This is a genomic window from Paenibacillus uliginis N3/975 (assembly GCF_900177425.1).
Classification (GTDB): Bacteria; Bacillota; Bacilli; order Paenibacillales; family Paenibacillaceae; genus Paenibacillus_AQ; species Paenibacillus_AQ uliginis.
In genome coordinates, this window is record NZ_LT840184.1 from 3831594 (window position 1) to 3850679 (window position 19086).

At 46.4% G+C, this 19086-nt stretch carries 23 protein-coding genes; 1 reads left to right on the top strand and 22 read right to left on the bottom strand.

What is annotated here, in order from left to right:
- Positions 1–9 precede the first annotated feature (9 nt).
- The 14 genes from trpE to B9N86_RS18175 all read right to left on the bottom strand — a co-directional run bounded on the left by trpE (position 10) and on the right by B9N86_RS18175 (position 12174).
- Complete coding sequence (gene trpE, locus B9N86_RS18110) at positions 10–1563, bottom strand: anthranilate synthase component I (RefSeq protein WP_208914544.1); 1554 nt, start codon at positions 1561–1563, stop codon at positions 10–12.
- A gap of 609 nt (positions 1564–2172) precedes the next feature.
- Entirely contained in the window at positions 2173–2550 is a 378-nt protein-coding gene (gene aroH, locus B9N86_RS18115; RefSeq protein WP_208914545.1) for a chorismate mutase, read from the bottom strand.
- 2 nt (positions 2551–2552) lie between these two features.
- A complete protein-coding gene (gene aroB, locus B9N86_RS18120) occupies positions 2553–3647 on the bottom strand; it encodes a 3-dehydroquinate synthase (protein ID WP_208914546.1) in 1095 nt (364 codons plus the stop codon).
- Positions 3648–3649: 2 nt separating this feature from the next.
- Positions 3650–4819 carry a chorismate synthase gene (aroC, locus tag B9N86_RS18125; RefSeq protein ID WP_208914547.1) on the bottom strand — a complete coding sequence of 390 codons (1170 nt, stop codon included), beginning with the start codon at positions 4817–4819 and terminating at the stop codon, positions 3650–3652.
- Positions 4820–4966: 147 nt separating this feature from the next.
- Positions 4967–5131 carry a hypothetical protein gene (locus B9N86_RS18130; RefSeq protein WP_208914548.1) on the bottom strand — a complete coding sequence of 55 codons (165 nt, stop codon included), beginning with the start codon at positions 5129–5131 and terminating at the stop codon, positions 4967–4969.
- Positions 5132–5207: 76 nt separating this feature from the next.
- Positions 5208–6014, bottom strand: a complete 807-nt coding sequence (locus B9N86_RS18135) for a CheR family methyltransferase (protein WP_208914549.1) — start codon at positions 6012–6014, stop codon at positions 5208–5210.
- Between the two features lie 28 nt (positions 6015–6042).
- Entirely contained in the window at positions 6043–6486 is a 444-nt protein-coding gene (gene ndk / locus B9N86_RS18140) for a nucleoside-diphosphate kinase (protein WP_208914550.1), read from the bottom strand.
- 84 nt (positions 6487–6570) lie between these two features.
- Positions 6571–7545 (bottom strand): polyprenyl synthetase family protein, encoded by a 975-nt coding sequence (locus B9N86_RS18145; RefSeq protein WP_208920506.1) that lies wholly within the window; start codon positions 7543–7545, stop codon positions 6571–6573.
- Positions 7542–8405 carry a menaquinone biosynthesis protein gene (locus B9N86_RS18150; protein WP_208914551.1) on the bottom strand — a complete coding sequence of 288 codons (864 nt, stop codon included), beginning with the start codon at positions 8403–8405 and terminating at the stop codon, positions 7542–7544. The genes B9N86_RS18145 and B9N86_RS18150 overlap by 4 nt, the downstream gene beginning before the upstream one ends.
- Position 8406: 1 nt before the next feature.
- Positions 8407–9009 (bottom strand): UbiX family flavin prenyltransferase, encoded by a 603-nt coding sequence (locus B9N86_RS18155; RefSeq protein WP_208920508.1) that lies wholly within the window; start codon positions 9007–9009, stop codon positions 8407–8409.
- A complete protein-coding gene (locus B9N86_RS18160) occupies positions 9009–9881 on the bottom strand; it encodes a UbiA-like polyprenyltransferase (protein ID WP_208914552.1) in 873 nt (290 codons plus the stop codon). Before B9N86_RS18160 ends, B9N86_RS18155 begins: the two co-directional genes overlap by 1 nt.
- The gene (locus tag B9N86_RS18165) at positions 9874–10608 is read right to left on the bottom strand and encodes a demethylmenaquinone methyltransferase (protein WP_208920511.1); all 735 of its coding nucleotides are present in this window, start codon (positions 10606–10608) and stop codon (positions 9874–9876) included. The genes B9N86_RS18160 and B9N86_RS18165 overlap by 8 nt, the downstream gene beginning before the upstream one ends.
- Positions 10609–10644: 36 nt before the next feature.
- Complete coding sequence (locus B9N86_RS18170; protein ID WP_208914553.1) at positions 10645–11514, bottom strand: heptaprenyl diphosphate synthase component 1; 870 nt, start codon at positions 11512–11514, stop codon at positions 10645–10647.
- A gap of 111 nt (positions 11515–11625) precedes the next feature.
- On the bottom strand, positions 11626–12174 hold the full coding sequence (locus B9N86_RS18175; protein ID WP_208914554.1) for a hypothetical protein: 549 nt from the start codon (positions 12172–12174) through the stop codon (positions 11626–11628).
- A gap of 243 nt (positions 12175–12417) precedes the next feature.
- Between B9N86_RS18175 and B9N86_RS18180 the strand changes: the two genes are divergently transcribed.
- Positions 12418–13779, top strand: a complete 1362-nt coding sequence (locus B9N86_RS18180) for a dipeptidase (protein ID WP_208914555.1) — start codon at positions 12418–12420, stop codon at positions 13777–13779.
- A 111-nt stretch (positions 13780–13890) separates the two neighbouring features.
- Here the strand turns inward: B9N86_RS18180 and mtrB are convergent, their stop codons facing one another.
- From mtrB to B9N86_RS18220, 8 genes are all read right to left on the bottom strand, one after another.
- The gene (gene mtrB, locus B9N86_RS18185) at positions 13891–14115 is read right to left on the bottom strand and encodes a trp RNA-binding attenuation protein MtrB (protein ID WP_208914556.1); all 225 of its coding nucleotides are present in this window, start codon (positions 14113–14115) and stop codon (positions 13891–13893) included.
- Positions 14116–14202: 87 nt separating this feature from the next.
- Entirely contained in the window at positions 14203–14475 is a 273-nt protein-coding gene (locus tag B9N86_RS18190; protein WP_208914557.1) for an HU family DNA-binding protein, read from the bottom strand.
- A 252-nt stretch (positions 14476–14727) separates the two neighbouring features.
- Positions 14728–16206 (bottom strand): stage IV sporulation protein A, encoded by a 1479-nt coding sequence (gene spoIVA, locus B9N86_RS18195; RefSeq protein WP_208914558.1) that lies wholly within the window; start codon positions 16204–16206, stop codon positions 14728–14730.
- A 453-nt stretch (positions 16207–16659) separates the two neighbouring features.
- Positions 16660–17418 carry a DUF3939 domain-containing protein gene (locus tag B9N86_RS18200; protein ID WP_342192801.1) on the bottom strand — a complete coding sequence of 253 codons (759 nt, stop codon included), beginning with the start codon at positions 17416–17418 and terminating at the stop codon, positions 16660–16662.
- Between the two features lie 22 nt (positions 17419–17440).
- Positions 17441–17797: a 2Fe-2S iron-sulfur cluster-binding protein gene (locus tag B9N86_RS18205; RefSeq protein ID WP_208914559.1), complete on the bottom strand. Its 357-nt coding sequence runs from the start codon at positions 17795–17797 to the stop codon at positions 17441–17443.
- A gap of 33 nt (positions 17798–17830) precedes the next feature.
- Positions 17831–18421 carry a hypothetical protein gene (locus B9N86_RS18210; protein WP_208914560.1) on the bottom strand — a complete coding sequence of 197 codons (591 nt, stop codon included), beginning with the start codon at positions 18419–18421 and terminating at the stop codon, positions 17831–17833.
- A gap of 51 nt (positions 18422–18472) precedes the next feature.
- Positions 18473–18652, bottom strand: coding sequence for a DUF2768 family protein (locus B9N86_RS18215; RefSeq protein ID WP_208914561.1), 180 nt, complete (start codon positions 18650–18652; stop codon positions 18473–18475).
- 146 nt (positions 18653–18798) lie between these two features.
- Positions 18799–19074, bottom strand: coding sequence for a stage VI sporulation protein F (locus B9N86_RS18220; protein WP_208914562.1), 276 nt, complete (start codon positions 19072–19074; stop codon positions 18799–18801).
- Positions 19075–19086 lie beyond the last annotated feature (12 nt).

A 19086-nucleotide genomic window follows, 5' to 3' on the forward strand; every position in this document is an offset into this window, starting at 1 on the left:
CAATTATTTTTAAGGTGTATATTCGTACAGGTAATCCTGGTTGATTATACTCTCAGGCTTTACATCCGGCGGGAACATCGCTTCAGCAACACGGATTGCCTTTAGCATCCCTTTTGCTTTATTGACCGTTTCTTCATATTCTTTCTCAGGCACAGAGTCCCACACAATTCCAGCTCCAGCCTGTACGTAAGCTTTACCCTCGCGGAAAATGATCGTACGAATCGTGATACATGAATCCATATTTCCAGCAAAACCAAGATAACCTATTGCTCCGGCATATGCTCCTCTTGCTTCCCGCTCCAGCTCTGCAATGATCTCCATGGCCCGAAGCTTCGGAGCACCCGACACCGTTCCAGCAGGAAGGCAGGATAGAAAAGCATCAAAGAAATCCTTGTCTTCACTCAGCTTGCCTGACACCCCTGACACGATGTGCATGACATGAGAGTACCGCTCGATCTCCATAAAAGAATCACATTTGACCGTTCCGAACTCAGAGACACGTCCCAGATCATTTCGCCCAAGGTCGACCAGCATCAAATGCTCCGCCCGCTCTTTCTCGTCCTGCAGAAGCTCTTCTGCCAGCGCTCTGTCAGATGACTCATCCACCCCGCGGGGACGTGTGCCGGCAATCGGTCTCGTCTCGACTCGTCTGCCATCAACTTTAACCAACGCTTCAGGCGATGTACCGACAATGATCTCTTCATCCATCTTCAAGTAGTACATATACGGCGACGGATTCAGTGTACGTAGCACCCGGTACACATGAAGCGGTGAAACTTCCGTATCAATGTGGAAGCGTTGGGACAGCACTACCTGAAAGATATCGCCGGCCCGGATATATTCCTTTGCCCGATCCACATTGTCCATATACTTTGCCTTGGTCATATTGGACTGGATATTTCCAAGTTCCACATCCGAAGGAATGCCACGAGAATTCACATTTTCGCGCGGTCCCTGCTCCTGCAGTTGTTCAGCTGTATCTTCCAGTTTGCGGCATACACTTCTATACGCCTGCCTTATATCCTCATCGGTATCTCCAGGTTTTACATGCACATTGCCAATCAAAAGAATCTGCTGTTTCACATGATCAAATACGATGATCTGATCACAGAACATAAACCGAATGTCATCCATGCCTAGATCATCCAGAGCATGACCGGGCAGCTTTTCGTAATACTGAAGAAGATCATAACCGAAAAATCCGATTGCACCGCCTGTAAACGGGGGCATTTCATCCAACTGCGGACTTCTGTACGAACGAAGCAAAGCTTTTAGCTCTTCTACTGGTTTACCTTTGAGCTGAGTTACTTCACCGCTCATTTCCACTTCGATGTGACCTTGTTTACCTGAGATTAAAAGGAAAGGATCGGTACCGATGAACGAATAACGAGCCCACTGCACGCCGCCCTCTACACTTTCTAATAAAAATGCCCGTTCCCGCTGTGCATACCGCTGAAATATACGGATCGGTGTCTCCATATCCGCCAGTAAACGGACAGCGACAGGTATCAAATTATACTGTCTTGCCATGGATACGACCTGTTCCATTGATGGGTTTGCCATTACCAATCCCTCCTTCTTCAAATGTATTAAGAATGCAAAAAAGACCTCTACCGAAGTAGAGGTCTATACTGGATAAGTATATAAAAAAGAGCGCAGACAAGAGTGATACAAACTATACAAGACCAAAACGATGCCTCAAATATCTATGACACGGTTTGTATGACAAACAACAACCCGACCATAGAATTGGCTCATATTTCAGTAATAGAGGTTGTTCAAAAAGTCCGCTTTTGATCACGAAGTGAATCAAGAAGTGGGCTCGGCATCGAATCTTGAATTCAGCTGGTCCTAGCATATGCTTACGAAGTATGTTTCCTCCGGAAACATTTCAGGTGCTCACGTACCCAAAACGTACGCTCCGCTCCTCAGTCCCTAGCTTCATCCAACTCAAGCGTTTTGAAAAAACGCACATCGGAAGCATAAGCTTCGGTGCTGAAAACCGACCTTTTTGAACACGCACTAATAATGTATAGTACTCTCTTATCTTATCATGGTGAAACCTAAGCTACTCTGCTCTTCTCTGCTAAACTATACTCATCTAAACTCTACTCAGCTATTCTGATACCAATATACAGGATCTTCCCTGTTCATGGCAACCCTAAATTTTGATCAGGAAGACGAAGATGCCGACAAATCCGGACGCAACCGCTGCGCCTCGTTCAAATATACGTGCTTGATTTCTTTCTGACTCTTCTCTGTATTAACCTGCACCATTAGACGGATACAGCGCGGCAAGCTTCCCTGTACCGGAATTTCTACAGAGCACATAAGTGGAACCAAGTCCCAACCATCTAGTGCTCGAATGGCTCTCGCCGGAAAGGTAACATCCAAATCATGTGTCATTGTAATCCAGACGCTGCAAATATCGTCCGGCTTCACATCATTTCGGTTCACAATCTCTTCTAGAAGAAGCACTGTTTCCTTTAAAATTTCCTGTTCATCATTTTGCTTTACCGTTGTCGCTCCGCGAATACCACGATTCATCATTGTTATCCCTCCTTCTTCAGCTGTTCAACGACCGAGCGGACCGCATTTACCGGTACATCATTAACAATACTGACTTTACCGATTTGGTCGGGCACAATAAAGACCATTCGTCCTTCAGTAAATTTCTTATCATGTTGCATAGCGTCCATAATTTCGTCAACCGATACATCGGACGGAAGCACAACAGGCAAATTTAAAGCGCTCAGCATTTCTCTGGTTTGCTCAAACAGATGATTTCCTCTACCCAAAGTTTCGGCGAGCAGCGCCGACCCTGCCATTCCGATGGATATGGCTTCACCGTGCAAGAATCGGCCGTAGCCTCCCACTGCTTCGATCGCATGACCAATCGTATGACCCAGGTTTAAGATGGCTCTAAGGCCCCCTTCCCTTTCATCCTGTGAAACAACATCCGCCTTGATTGCACAGCCGCGTTCCAAACCGTAAGCAAGCGCCTCTGGATCTAGCGCAAGCAGTTCAGATGCATGATCCCGGCACCAATAAGCAAACTCTTCATCAAGAATAAGTCCATGCTTTACCATTTCAGACAATCCTGCTGACACATCGCGTGCAGGCAGCGATGACAGTGTGTCTACATCGTACAATACCATCACCGGCTGATGAAACGCGCCAATCATATTTTTGGCCAAGGGGTGATTAACCGCAACCTTACCACCTACACTGCTGTCATGGGCAAGGATCGTTGTCGGGATCTGCACAAAAGTAACGCCTCTCATGTATGTAGCCGCCACGAATCCAGCCAGATCACCCACTACCCCGCCGCCTAATGCAAATACAGCAGAGCTGCGGTCCAGCTTACCTTGTATCGCCGTCGTCATCACTTGTTCAAACACTGCTAGTGACTTGGACGTTTCTCCTGCTGGTACCACATGGGAAACAGTCGTGAAACCCGCTTCAGCCATCCGGTCTTCCACCATCTGCAAATAATGGGGAGCGACCCGTTCATCCGTAACGATCAGGTGTGGACTTTTAGCGCTGATTCCATGCTCCAAGCTCAGTTCACCGATCTTCTCGAGCAAGCCTGAGCCGATATAAATGGGGTATGAGCGTTCTCCTAGTTCGACCTGTAGAGTTCTCATACTTAGTATCTCTCCAATTGAGCAAGGTAATTGTTGTAGTTGGCATGTATTTCTTCCATCGAATCACCGCCGAATTTTTCCAGGAAAGCTTTTGCCACTTCCCATGTCACCACATGCTCCATCACTACGCTTGCTGCCGGTACAGCGCATGCATCTGAGCGCTCTACCTGTGCTGTAAAGGCTTCTTTTGTATCAATATCCACACTTTGCAGCGGTTTGTATAGTGTCGGAATCGGCTTCATTACGCCCCGGACTACAATCGGCATACCATTCGTCATACCGCCCTCAAAGCCGCCAAGACGGTTACTTGCACGGTGGTATCCCCGCTCTTCGGTGTACACAATTTCATCATGAACTTTAGAACCTCTAAGCTCTCCGGCTTCAAAGCCGATGCCGACCTCCACGCCTTTGAACGCATTGATAGACATAACACCCTGCGCTATTCTCCCGTCGAGCTTCCGATCATATTGAACATGGCTGCCAAGTCCAACCGGTAGACCCTCTACGATGCACTCTACGATTCCTCCGATGGAGTCTCCTTCTTTCTTGATCAAGTCTATGTACTCTTCCATCTTTTTCTCCGTCTCTTTATTTACAACACGGACAGAAGAGGCTTCAGTACGTTCGATCAACTCATCAATTGAAAGATCGTGAGCCGGTGCTTCAATCTCACCGATCCGGATAACCTGGCCGGCGACCTTAATACCAAACTGTTCAAGGAACTGGCGTGCTATCGCACCACACGCGACACGGACAGCCGTTTCACGGGCACTAGAGCGCTCGAGCACATTACGGAGATCTTTTAGGTTGTATTTCAGACCGCCGTTCAGATCCGCATGACCTGGACGAGGACGGTGCACCCGTCTTTTTTCTTCGTCTGTTCCTTCGATTGGTTCGATGTTCATAATATTGCGCCAGTGAGTCCAATCCTTATTCTCCACTACAAGCGCTACTGGCGCTCCTGTTGTATAACCATGGCGTACTCCGCCAACAATTTGTGCTGTATCTTTCTCAATCTGCATGCGGCGTCCGCGGCCGTAACCTTTTTGTCTCCGGTGCAATTGAAAATTTAAAGCCTCAATATCAAGCTTCAGATTGCTTGGCAATCCTTCAATGATCGCCGTTAGCTGAGGGCCGTGTGTCTCCCCTGCAGTCAAAAATCGTATACTCATGGTGCTTTCCCCCTTTTAAACTGTAAATCACTAAAATCCGTCAATATCTTCTGCTCATTATATTATAGGTCCAACTCTTTGACAAGAAAGGACAGTGCACCAAAAAGCGCTCCCCCTAAACAGAAGAGAAGCGCTGATCAGCAAAACTTATTTTAAGTGACGTGCCGGTCTTTTCCAATGATCGTTCCCGGCAGGCTGCTGCGGACCCAGCAGTGCACTGAACTGTAAGCTTTCCAATCCAAGAATTTGACCGCACTCCTGCACACTGAACAATCCTCGCCGATATGCGGCAATAACCTTTCGTTTATCCAATCCCCTGACCTCCACTTGAATGCTGGAAATACCATTCCTATTATCGGATACTCAGCGCTCAATTATACAGACAGGATCAGGATCTGCTTTTTCGATAAAAAAAAGTTTCTGCCGTCTCCAGGCCGTATTGGCCAGGATTAAAAATTTGCTCAGTACTGCCTACAAACAAAACTCCACCGGGTCTTAAACTTGCTGCGAATTTCTGATAGAGCTTATGCTTTGCCTCTTCCGTGAAGTAGATCATCACATTGCGGCACACAATCAAGTCAAAGCCGGTATCGAAACGGTCTGTCAGAAGATTTTGCTTCTGAAATCGCACTTCCTTCTTCAACTGCTCATCGAAGCGGTACATCGGCCCATCCTCCGTGAAATACTTTGCGGCGACCGCTTTAGGGACATCCTTCAACGATCGCTCCAGATACAGGCCTTGTTTCGCTTTAGCGAGTGCCCCATCATCAATGTCTGTTGCCAGGATGGTACTTGCGCTAAGCAGTTTCTTTTCCGCAAGAATCATCGCAAGTGTATACGGCTCTTCACCAGTGGAACAGGCAGCGCTCCATATTTTCAATCGTGCGAAACCAATACCCATCAGCTCTGGCAGGACCTTGTCCCTTAAAACCTCCCACCGATTGGGATTCCGCCAAAACTCAGAGACGTTAATGGTCATGCGGTCCAGAAATTCATGAAACAGCGCCTTGTCCTTCATCATGCCATCATAAAATGATGAAAACGTCTGAAAACCATATTTGAGTCGTAGGGTAGTCAATCTCCGTTTCATTTGAGTCTCTTTATATTCCGCAAGGTTAATCCCTGTGCTTAACTCAATGCTTCGAATAAAACCGGTATAATCTTTATCTTGCACTAATTGTTCATTTTCCTTCATATTACCATCCTGAAATGATTAAGAATATTTAAGTCCATCGAGAGATGCTCTTCTCGTATTGTACCAATTCATCAGCGCTGAAGAAGTTTGCAATCTCACGTTCCGCACTTTCCGGCGAATCCGAACCGTGAATCAGATTGTGCGGTGTGTGTGCAGCAAAATCACCGCGGATCGTACCTGGCAGCGCTTCCTTAACTTTCGTCTTGCCAATCACCTGACGGGATAAGGTAATAATCTCATCGCCCTCCCATACCATGGCGAATACTGGGCCGGAAGTTATAAATCCTACCAATTCGCCGAAGAAATCTTTTCCGACATGCTCAGCATAATGACGCTTTGCCTGCTCGTCGGAAATCTGAAGAAATTTGCCTGCAACCAATTTAAAACCTTTATCCTCCAGCCGGCTTACGATCCTTCCGATCAGTCCCCGCTGAACACCATCCGGTTTAACCATCAAAAAAGTACGTTCCATTGGCTTCATCACTCTCCATTTTCATACATGTGATGTTACATTCTTCAAACGTAGTTTAACAGAAAGACGGTTGTAGATTAAAGACTAATATGAACGCTTTGTAACAAAATGCGCAATATCCTTCAGCTGCTTCTTGGTCTTGATATCTGGTAGTGAATCTAGCGCATCGATCGCTTTACGGATATAACGGTCGGCAAGCACTTCGGATCGGGCAATTCCTGTGCTTGATCTGATCATCCCGACAGCTTCGCTAACATCGCATTGACCATTCAAAGCATGAATCCGCTCGATTTCTTTCAACAGCCGTTGTCCCAATTCTGGCTCCTGAAGCGCATAAATGACAGGCAGTGTTATGTTACCCTGGCGCATGTCACTGCCTGGCGGCTTGCCAATCTGCTTCTCCGTACCGCATAAATCGAGAAGATCATCCTGAATCTGAAAGGCCATTCCTACATTGTATCCGAATCGATACATGCTGCTGGAAACTACGCGATCTGCCTCTGCAGCCATTGCACCCAGCTGACAGCTCACAGCAATCAGCATTGAGGTTTTGCGGCGGATGCGCAGCAGATAGCGTCTTACATCCTGATTACAATTGAAAAAGTCACGGATTTGTTCCATTTCACCGATCGACATTTCAACCATCGCTTTGGATAAAATACGATGGATTTCCGGATTGTTCAGATTCGTTGTAAGGGTCAGCGCTTTACCGTAAATATAGTCCCCTGTATACATGGCTATACGGTTGTCCCATTTGGATTTAACTGTTGGCTTGCCTCTTCTCATATCCGCGTCATCTATTACATCATCGTGTACAAGAGAAGCGCTGTGAATCAGTTCCAGTGGAACGGCAATATATTTGAGTTTATCGATGTCGTAATTTCCGAATTTGCCGCCCATTAGCACAAAGACCGGACGCAGCCGTTTGCCGCCTGCCTTAAGAAGGTGCAGTGAGGTTTCCGTCAGCTGCTGATCATCGCCTTCTATGCTGCGGTACAGCTCTTTTTCGATAACATCCATATCCTTTTTCAGTGCTCCGAAAATGTCCAGTCGTTTCATTCCTTCACCCGCATCACAATATTTTCTTTCCATAACTCCGGTGTCACATCATGTTTCAGCAAACCAAGCTCATATGCATATTTAAAATATAAGCGGAGCCCCTCCTGCTGCATTTCATTGAAATCATAACATAAGTTATTGAAATATCCGTGCCAGTAGGACTCGGTACCCCCGATCCGACTAATAGCTTCATTTACAATTGGACGGAGATCTTCCAGACTTCGCCGTTTGCTGTCCCGGAACATGCAAGCAATTTCCGCCATAGCTTCGGGATTGTCGGCAGCGGCACTACGGTTCACTGCCCAGACGGCAAAGGTCATGCTGCAGCCCGTCCACTCCTTCCACCATTTACCGAGATCGGTTACATGGTACTTCTTGTTGTACCACGAAGCTCTAATGGCGTTATCGCCAATCAACAAAGCCGCGTCTGCACTTTCCATCATCGTGTCGAGATCTGGCTCCATCGTCTTGTATTCAGGTGCTCCGTCAAGCGCCTTTTCCATCAATATTTTCAACAGATTAACCGACGTAGCCGATGTATTGGTTAGCGCTATGGTACCGCTCTTGAGCGATTCAACAGGACCACGGGAAAACAGTAGTATCGATTTCACCGATCCGTTGGCGCTCACTGATAATTCAGGGAGCAGCTGCAGCTTATCTGCTGCTTCGGCGTATGCGAAAGAGGATAATGCACCAATATGAATATCTCCGTTTTTCATCCCTTCGTTCAAAACGGACGGCACTTCAGCCAACATCTCAGCAGGAGTCCCCAATAGTTGAGGATCCACATAATAAAATAGAGGCCACGCGTTGGTATAACTGATTTTGCCGATCACGGTCTTCTTGTCTACTCCCGGCATGTTAGTCACCCCATCTTTTAAACAGTTGATGTTCGATACGAAGGCTGTCGAGTACTTTCCCGACCAGAAAGTTCACAAGGTCGTCCAAGCTCTGCGGCTTAAAATAAAAGGCCGGCATCGCTGGTATTATTTTGACCCCCAGATTAGCAAGCTTCAGCATATTTTCCAAATGAATCGCATGCAGAGGCGTTTCTCTAGGTACAAGCACCAGCGTTCTTCCTTCTTTCAGCATAACATCCGCCGCGCGGGCCATCAAATTATCAGAGGTTCCGTGAGCCACAGAGGACAGGGTGCCCATTGAACATGGCATTATGACCATGCCTTCCACGAGGTACGAACCGCTAGCGATAGTGGCACCGATATCTGCTATCGGATGATAGTACACCTTTCCGTTCGCACCTCTAAATTTCTCTTCAAGAACAACTTCCCGGCTTGCTGCCGACCAGTCAAGCTCCTCCTTCAACACACGCCAGCCTGCGTTCGTAATAACCAAGTGTACGTCATACCCAAGCTGTAATAAACATTCCGTCAAACGGACGCCATAAATAGAGCCGCTCGCACCAGTTATGCCAACAATCCAACTTTTCTTTCGGCCCGTGTCCATCAAATATATCTCACCACCAGATCAATCAAGGTGAATACGAATAATATAATGCTGAGCGTGATATTCATCGTAAAGAAGGCGGTCTGTAACCGGCTCATATCTTTAGGGGACAGAATGTAATGCTGATAAAACAAAATGCCACAGGCAATAATCATTCCCGCTAAATACCACCAGCTAAGCGGTGTCACAAAAAACAATACGATAAAGCCGATTGCGGTAATAACATGAAAGCCTCGTGCGAACCAGAGCGATTTTTGCAGACCGAAACGTGAAGGAATGGAGTACAAACCTTCTTTGCTGTCAAACTCCTGATCCTGACATGCATAAACCACATCGAATCCGGCCGTCCAAAACGCAAGCGCCACATAAAATATGATCGCTTTATAGTCCACTTGCCCGGTTACAGCTACCCATCCGCCAAGTGGAGCAAGTGCCGTCGTGAGGCCAAGTACCACATGACACAACCAGGTAAAACGTTTCGTGTAGGAATAAATAATAAGCATAAAAATAGCAATTGGCAGTAAGCGAAAAGCAAATGAGTCCAGTTCGGCAGTGGCCCAGAAGAAAACGGCAAAGGAAACGATAATAAAAAGGATAACTTCAACCGGCTTTAACAGTCCTGCAGGTATTGCTCGTCCAGCTGTGCGTGGGTTTTTGGCATCTATGTATTGATCAGATAGTCGATTCAGTCCAAAGGCAGCACTCCGGGCTCCGAACATCGCTAGAAAGATCCAACCAATATCACCCCATGAGGGCAAATGGTCAAATACCACTGCAGAACCCAGAATTGCACCCATAAAAGCGAAAGGTAGAGCAAATAACGTATGCTCCACTTTTATCATCTCTAAATATGTTCCGATTTTCTTAAACATCCATATTCTCCTTGATCCCAATATGTAATGCTGCAATTCCGCTGGTCAAGGGAAAGGCTTCTACATGGTTAAGTCCGATCTTACGGAAAACTTCTGAAAGCTCCTTCCTGCCCGGAAAAAGCGCAAGCGACTCAGGGAGCCATTTATACTGCTCGTACCGTTTTGCAAACAATTTGGCCATCAGTGGCAGTAATTTTTGGAAATAAAAAAAGTACAATCCTTTGAAAGGCTGCCATGTTGGCTTCGACAATTCAAGACAAACAACCATTCCGCCAGGCTTGACAACGCGTTTCATTTCCTCCAAAACTTTCACGTAATCAGGAACGTTACGCAAACCAAAACCGATGGTCGCATAATCAAAGCGGTTGTCCTCAAAAGGAAGGCTCATTGCATTTCCTTGAACAAGAGTAATCTGCTTATTCAGACCTCCCTTTTTAACCTTCTGTCTGCCAACATTCAGCATTCCTTCGCTGAAATCAAGCCCGATAATGTGGCCTGATTCACCACTTGTATTTGCCATACTAATGGTCCAATCGCAAGTACCACAGCACAAGTCAATCGCTGTATCCCCAAGCTGCATGTTCATTTTCTTCATCGTGAATTTCCGCCAGCGCTTATGCTGACGGAAGCTGAGGATGTCGTTCATGATGTCGTACTTGCCGGCAATATTTTCGAAAACGGAATGAACGTACTGCTCTTTCGGTTTGTTGCTTTCATCATGTTTCATGGATGACTTAACTGCATTGTTCTCCATCTGAGTCACCTATCCTTCCCTTACGGCTGACCGGTATCTGCTGAGCCTTTGAATAAACGGCTCCAGGATCTGACCGATCTGTGCAGATGGTCCTTCCCCATTGAAGGCCGATATCAGAGTTTGTACTGTGCTTACGGACTGACGCAGCTTGTCCAGCAGATTGTCAGCCGTCTTATGCTTCAGCATCAGCTTCTTCCAGTCTTTCGAATCCAGTTTTTTCGTGATCAGCAATTTTTTCTCTTCTTCATTGGCTCGGTCCAGCATGTACCAATAACCATAACCATTTCTGCCGTCCTCCGGAGAAACACAGCGATCCACTTCGCGCAAGATCGTCTCACAGTGGGTAATTTCACTTAGCAGTGTCTTCCAGTTCCCCCGAAATGAAGACTCGATCAATGGTGTAAAAGAAAGAAACAGCTGCATGTTCAGCTGTACCATGTGGCGTAAATATTCTTCTGCCGACAGAAGCATGCCCTTCATTTTACCGTACAGATTCATTTTCAATACATTAACTTCACTGACAGCTTTGCTCAGCAAAGCGATGGCTTCGACATCGCCGGTCTGAGCCAGCAAATGATAAAACCGGCTGCTGTAATAATCGCCAGCCAACACCTTAAGCTGCCGGGAGCGCATCATCTTCTCTCCCTGATTGCCTTCAGTTGTATCAATGCTCTCGTGCGTATCCAGTCCCACCTGAACCAATGAAGTAACCAGCGCATACAGCTCATCACGTTCCGTTACATTCCGTTTGGAACACTGTAAAAATATGTATAACAAATGAACGCGGGCATCCGGAAAATTCGGAAGCTCCGTGTGGGTTTGAATCATGTCATAATTTAAATACTTTTTTGCTAACTCGGGAACGCGATACGGTTTCATCCTCAGCCTCCGTGCACTTGATGTTCTTTAGTTCAGTTTTACTCACAATCTAATCTATTATAACACATCATTCCAGCGCGTACATGCCCGCTGTCTACTATTTTACCCGTTTTAATCTGAGCTGAACTGCTTCATCCAAACATTCGTTAATGTAAGATGCAAGCCTTGAACCAATCTCTCTGAAAATGGCTCATTCTCCATCTGCTTCAGCTCCTGTAAAAGAGACGGATCCCATTCATTTCGTCTAACATTTGCGGCCAGCATCAAATATCGGGCTCCGGTCCAAGGATCTATAGCTACAAACCTGAGATAAAGTTGTTTTACATTTTGCTTGTCTTCAAAGCTGAATGAAATGATACTTTCAAGGTCGTTGTAGACCGTTCTGACCGACTTCAATTCCTCCGTTATTTTCAAATCAACGGACAGAGTTCCGTTATCCCAGTCCGCTTTACCTATTTTTAAAGCCAGAGGTAATGAGCTGAGACTATCCACAAGGTTGGTATCTGACAAACTCGCATGAACACCTTCAGGTTGAAAAGCGGATACGCTGATCCGCTCCTCCGCTCCGCTAACGGAATGCACGACAGATAACAGCAAGAGAAAAAATGCAGTAACTAAGGCTGGAATCCATAATCCTAAAACCGGTCTGAATCGTCTCATGCATAAAACCCCCTTCCACCTTATTTTCATCCACCCTTGTAAAGCCCATACCTCATTGTACAAATAAATAAAGCAAGCTATGACTTCTTGTGCTTCAAGTTTCTTATGACTTTTAGGTATTGGGCTATTCTTCAACTACGAATGGGTACGATATCTTTGTTTCGTATTTTCTCAAAAAAAGATAGAATAATAAGGAACGGCACATTTCGATGCCATTGTAAATTGAAGGAGGATTCATTAATTATGAGCGTAGATTATAAAGCATACTTTGCTGAACATCGCGAAACCCATTTGAACGAACTGAAAGAATGGTTATCGATTCCCAGTATCTCTGCACTGTCAGAGCACAAGGACGACGTTGCCAAAGCAGCGGAGTGGCTCGCAGACAAACTGACTGTAGCAGGGCTTGAGCATGTGGAGATTCATCAAACCACGGGACATCCGATTATAACCGCAGATTATTTGCATGCTGAAGGTAAGCCGACCGTGCTGATATACGGCCATTATGACGTACAGCCGGTGGACCCGCTTCACCTGTGGGAAACCCCGCCATTTGAGCCTTCGATCCGTAACGGAAAGCTGTTCGCACGAGGCGCTACCGATGATAAAGGCCAACTGTTCCTTCATGTTAAAGCGGTGGAAGCGATTCTTAAGCAGGAACAAGAACTGCCCGTTAACATCAAGTTCTGTATCGAAGGTGAAGAGGAAGTCTCCAGTCCCAACCTGCCGCTTTATTTGGAAAAAAACAAAGACAAGCTGGCAGCGGACGCAATCCTGATTTCCGACACCTCCCTGCTCGCTCCGGGCAAGCCTGCCATTTCTACGGGACTTCGTGGTCTGTGCTCGCTAGAGTTGTCCCTTGAAACGGCCAATACCGACCTGCATTCAGGTACATACGGCGGCGGCGTGCCGAACGCGCTGCATGCGATCGTCTCCTTGTTGTCTTCGCTTCATGATGAGAACGGTCGAGTGAGTGTAAAAGGATTCTATGACGGTGTTCAAGAGCTATCACCCGAAATGCGTGAGGAATTCGCTAAACAGCAGTTCGATGAAGAACAGCTTCAAAGAGATCTCAATCTGGATGCTCTGTTTGGCGAAGAAGGCTACTCCTTCGTGGAACGCATTGGCGCACGGCCAACGCTGGAGCTCAACGGTGTATATGGCGGATTCCAGGGAGAAGGCAGCAAGACTGTCATTCCGAAGGAAGCTCATGCAAAAATCACATGCCGTCTGGTCGCGGACCAAGACCCACAAGCAGTGCTGGATGCCATTGAAGCGCATCTGCATGCGAACACCCCTGTAGGTTCGAAGCTGACGTTTACGCCTAAGGAAAAGGCGTTTGCGTTCAACATTGATCCATCTCATCCGATGCTGCAAAAAGCAGCTGATGCTTTCGAGAATGTATATGGCACGCGCGCACTGTTTACAAAAGATGGCGGCTCAATACCGATCGTTGAGAAGTTGTCCAGCACGCTAAACGCGCCGGCGGTCATGATGGGCTTCGGCTTGCCGGACGAAAACTTGCATGCACCGAATGAGCATTTTAATTTGGAAAACTTTGATCATGGCTTGCTGACGATTGTGAATTATTTGAAGTTGATCTGACGCAGGCATCTAAGGAATAACAGCGAGGAATTGGCTGCCTGACCACAAAAGAAACCCTGTCCTTTTTAAAGGCACAGGGTTTCTTTAATTCCAGTACAGGTTTGATTGATATTACATACCTGCTTCTGTTTTGCCGTGCTTGGTCATGACTTCCGCTTTTCCACGGATTTTGACGGCAGAGGTATGGTCTGTGAACTGGGCAATGATAACCTCGCCCTTATCGAGTTTTTCGGTATGGTGAAAACGAGTATCCTGTCCCCGGGTCAGCCCGATCACCTGCACACCGTTTTCCAGAGCCTTAACGACAAAATAGTCACCGTTTTTTACATCTTCCATAACCGTGTCCTCCCCCAATCCTTGTGAAAAGAAAAGGCCGTGAACGAATTCACGGGCCTCTGCTTTTTAGGTAATATGTAGAAATCTTTATTTGATTCCGTCTTTGAGCGCCTTACCAGGTTTAAATGCAGGAATTTTGCTCGAAGGGATTTCGATTTCTTCACCTGTTTGCGGGTTGCGGCCTTTACGTGCGGAACGCTCGCGTACCTCGAAGTTTCCGAAACCTACCAATTGGACTTTATCTCCATTTTGCAACGCTTCGGAAATAGCATCAAAAACAGCGTCAACCGCTTTAGTTGCGTCCTTCTTAGAAAGCTCTGTGGATTCAGCCACCTGTGTAATCAGATCTGATTTATTCATTCTTTCACCTCCCTAATAAGGATGTTCTTCACTTGGTATTCACTGTTTCCGTTTTACCGCAAAATATACGTACACCGGGCATTTTCACCCTTCGCTGCATTCAGATGCATGACGCGGAACAAACTTATAGTAATACAGTCAAATCATAATTTCAAGCGTTTTACCTCTCTTCGGCATCAAAACAGGAAAAAACAACCGAAAATCAGCTTCAGCAGCCGATCTGCGGTTGTCTTTCACAAAAGATCTCTTGAACTAAAGAATGATAGCAATCAATCCGCCCGAACCTTCGTTAATAATGCGACCCAGCGTTTCCTGCAACTTGTAGCGGGCATTATCCGGCATCATGGCAATCTTGCCCTGGATACCCTCCCGGACGATGGAATGAAGCGACCGTCCAAAAATATCAGACTCCCAAATCTTGATCGGATCGTTCTCAAAGTCCTGCATTAGATAACGTACCAGCTCTTCGCTCTGCTTCTCCGTGCCGATGATTGGGGAGAATTCGGATTCTACGTCCACGCGGATCATATGAATGGATGGAGCCGTAGCTTTCAACCGAACGCCAAATCTCGTTCCTTGACGGATCAACTCAGGTTCATCAAGCGCCATTTCAGCCAGTGACGGGGCGGCAATACCATATCCGGTCGTCTTGACCATCTCGAGCGCCTCGGCAAATCGGTCGTATTCGCGTTTCGCATGAGAGAACTCTTGCATCAGTTGCAGTAGGTGATCCTTCCCGCGGATTTCAACGCCGACCACTTCCATGAGGATACGATCGTACAGCTCATCGGGTGCAAAGAGATCAATTTCAGCCACACCCTGCCCCATGTTCATGCCACTGAGTCCTGCGCGGTCGATAAAGTCATATTCCATGAATTGGCTGACTACACGATCCACGTCACGCAGACGGCGAATATCTTTTACCGTGTCACGCACGGAATTTTCATAGTTGCTGCGGAGCCAGTGGTTTTCATTCAACACCATTACCCAGCTCGGCAGATTAACATTAACTTCGTGAACCGGGAATTCGTACAATACTTCACGAAGAACACCAGTTACATCATCTTCAGTCATAGACGCTGCGCTAAGCGTCATTACTGGGATGTCATACTTTTCAGACAGCTCACTGCGCAGCTGAAGGGCTTCCTCGCTCCTCGGACGGGTAGAGTTGATAACGACCACAAACGGCTTACCAACCTCTTTTAACTCGGCAATTACCCGCTCTTCAGCCTCTACATAAGAGCTGCGGGGAATTTCTGCAATCGAACCGTCCGTTGTAACAACAACGCCGAGCGTCGAATGCTCCTGTATGACCTTGCGTGTACCGATTTCCGCAGCTTCCTGGAACGGGATTGGCTCCTCGAACCAAGGGGTAGAAATCATACGCGGTCCATTTTCGTCCTCGTAGCCTTTAGCTCCTTCTACAGCGTAACCTACACAGTCAACGAGACGTACATTTACCTCGAGCCCTTCGGTTACTTTGATCTGCACCGCATTGTTCGGTACGAATTTCGGTTCCGTTGTCATGATCGTCTTACCAGCAGCGCTCTGCGGCAGCTCGTCGACAGCCCTTACTCGGTCAGCTTCGTTCGTTATGTTCGGAAGCACGACCGTTTCCATGAACCGCTTGATGAAGGTTGATTTTCCCGTCCGGACAGCACCGACGACACCTAAGTATATGTCTCCTCCAGTTCGTTCGGCTATGTCCTTAAAAATGTCCACTTTTTCCAAAAGAGATCCCCTCCTCAAATTACTCCGAAGGAAAAATGCTTTAAGAGCATCCGCTTCGTGTTCCATCTCACAGCCAAAGCCATTGCAACAATTGAGCAGCCTTTACCACGCCGCCAGCAGTCCGCCGCCGGTATCCGAAAGAGACATGGAAACGGCAAAGCGGCGTAACTCGTACATGCATTTGGACTAGTAACATCATATGTACCGGGAATCAAAATATGACGGTTGCCCGGATATGTCCGTCCTGTTTTTTTGTGAAACCTGCCGGGCACCCAGCGAAACCCGAACTGTGCTTTCCGATTATGGATATGCTCTCAAAACTTCTATTATGCCTTAGAAGAGTAAAAAAAGCAGGCCCCCAAAAAATGATAATTTGGTAGTCTGCTTGGTTTATTTTGAGAGCTATACCTGCGTTATGCTTAATCCTATAACAATCTCAACAAAAGACTAAATTTATAATTTAGCAACAGGCTGTTTATCCTTCCAGAAATAAGGAACTGATTTGACAGGAACATAATAAGAAGCCTGTTCAAGGTAAACTCTCAGATCCTCATCGACTTTAGGCTCAGCATCTTCTTTCTGAATAGCTTGCATGATATCAAAGGCGTAATCGACGTATACCGTACCTTTCGAATCCATCATAAAAGTGACTTCTTGACCGGAATATATACTTTTTAGCTTCATATTCTTGACGTCGGTCTTCAAGAGATCAACGGTTGTAAATCCAGGGTACAGCTCGGCTCCAGCCGGAAGTTTACCGTTATTAGCAGTCTTGAACCGGTTCACCGACATTTGAATATCGTTAACCTTTTGGGCAATGTTCAAGTCCATCACTTTCACGGTTGGCTCTTTTTCCTCATTAATGATTAAGAAATATCCGCTGCCACCTTTCTCAAAAGCCGTGCTCGGAATTTCATCCATATACCCCATATTTTTAAGTTTTTCAAAATCTACTCTGTATTTTTCATAACGCGGAACCTCTTCTCCAGCCGTTAAAATCGGAAGAATAGATTGTTCTTTATAGAAATCGTCAACCGCGGACTGTACGCGCTTTACACTTTCACGATAAGAAACTTGTCTCTCCTGCTCATTCTTATCAGAGTACATGCATCCCGTCATTAACATGGTCATAAGCATAAAAACGGTCGCCGCAGAAATAGCCTTCATGATCCCGAGGGGCCTTGCTTTACCTTTTGAAAATATCCGTTTCAACTTGTATCATCCTTTACCAGTATTAAATAAAATCGTCATATTCCCCTCTCCTCGCAGCCTCTAGTTGTTTACGAACCGCTGCTTTAAGTGGATCCTCGGGAATGGTAACGGTAAGATTACCTGTAATCACGGTCTGACAGGAAAGTCTCATACCTTGTCCTAGCAGGGAACCGAGTTTTCTGCGTTCCGCTTCTTTCGGCGGCAGACAGCTCTCCTGCTCTCCATCTTGAATATGAACCTTGCACATCAAACATCCCATCTTACCACCGCAACGAGTAGGAATTCTCACTCCTGCGCGTCGTGCAGCATCCAGAACATGGGTGTTCGGGCGAACCTTAACCTTCTTGCCATCAGGCTGAAAAGTAACCTCATAGTCCACCTTATCCCCTCCTTCCGGAATATGTATAGATTTTTACAGCGTTATACCTGTCAATCTGTGAATTATGGACAGATGACTTTGACTCCAATTATTACGAGAAAGAATCATCTTAAGAAGCTCTGCATGATTTTCTGGTTGCTGCCAGATCACATCTGCAATAGCTTTATACCGATCCTCTCGGTCACGGAGCACATTAAAAACCAACTCATGGGAGAGTGGCATAAGCCGGAAAGAAACGTCTTGAATCCGATTCTCAGGTGCCCAGTCATAGAGCAGATGCTCAACCTCAACATGGTAAGCGGAATCATGTGACGTTACAGAAAAACCGCCTACCAATTCAACAGGATAACCTTCAATTGCATAATGGCTTAAAACGGATTTGTACATTCCCTCTTCATCAAGGTGTGGCGTAACTGCAGCCCAGAAATTCAGTTCTCTGTGAAGCTTAGAGATTCCGCCCGCATCCGCATAAATATCAATGTCACGCGGAGCCTTCTCCAGTTTAACTCCTTGTAATAGCAGCGAGCAGCTGCCGCCTAACAGCCAGACCTGCTCTGCCCGGTTTAAGGATTCAGCCGTAATAAGCAGCGGTTTCGTCAGACCAGGTAAATGATTCAGTCTCATGTTACACCCCATCTTTCATCCACATTCGGATCTATTGAAGCATACAATCGACTATGTAATAGAGGCCAACCCGGTAATAAACCCGACGAGCATCATGACAAAAGCTACGAGGGATAAGCCCATTCGTATAACGCCTTTCGTTTTGCTTCGGGCAAAGGTAACCAGAAATACAGACAATCCCATAATCAATAACGCAACCAAGGAAAGCCACATTTTTTGCATTGGATCCATGCCACAACCCGCTCCAATCTCTTAGGCAAAATATTTCAACCTATTATATCACGAATCCACCTTACTCTCACATCGAAAAAAAGAACAAAAGACCGTCATCCGGTAGGACGACGGTCTTCTGCTCCTATATTCGGACGAATGCCGTCCTACTTTTTCATCATCATTTTCATTAAAGCTTCCATATTGCTTGGATTCATCCCGCTCTTCTTTACAGCGCCAACAATTTCTTGAACGGTCTCTTCGCTCACTGGCACATTTGCCATTGCTGAGACCTGTTTGATCAGTTGGCGGAGCTGGGCTTCATTCTGCATCGTAGACGGCTTAACCGTTCCAGCCAGCTTCTTGACAGCCCCCGATGAAATCTGTTTGCCGCTTTTCTTGTTAATCGCGTTCAACACATCTTTTGGAAAGTTTTTGCTCATTTCCACCCCTCC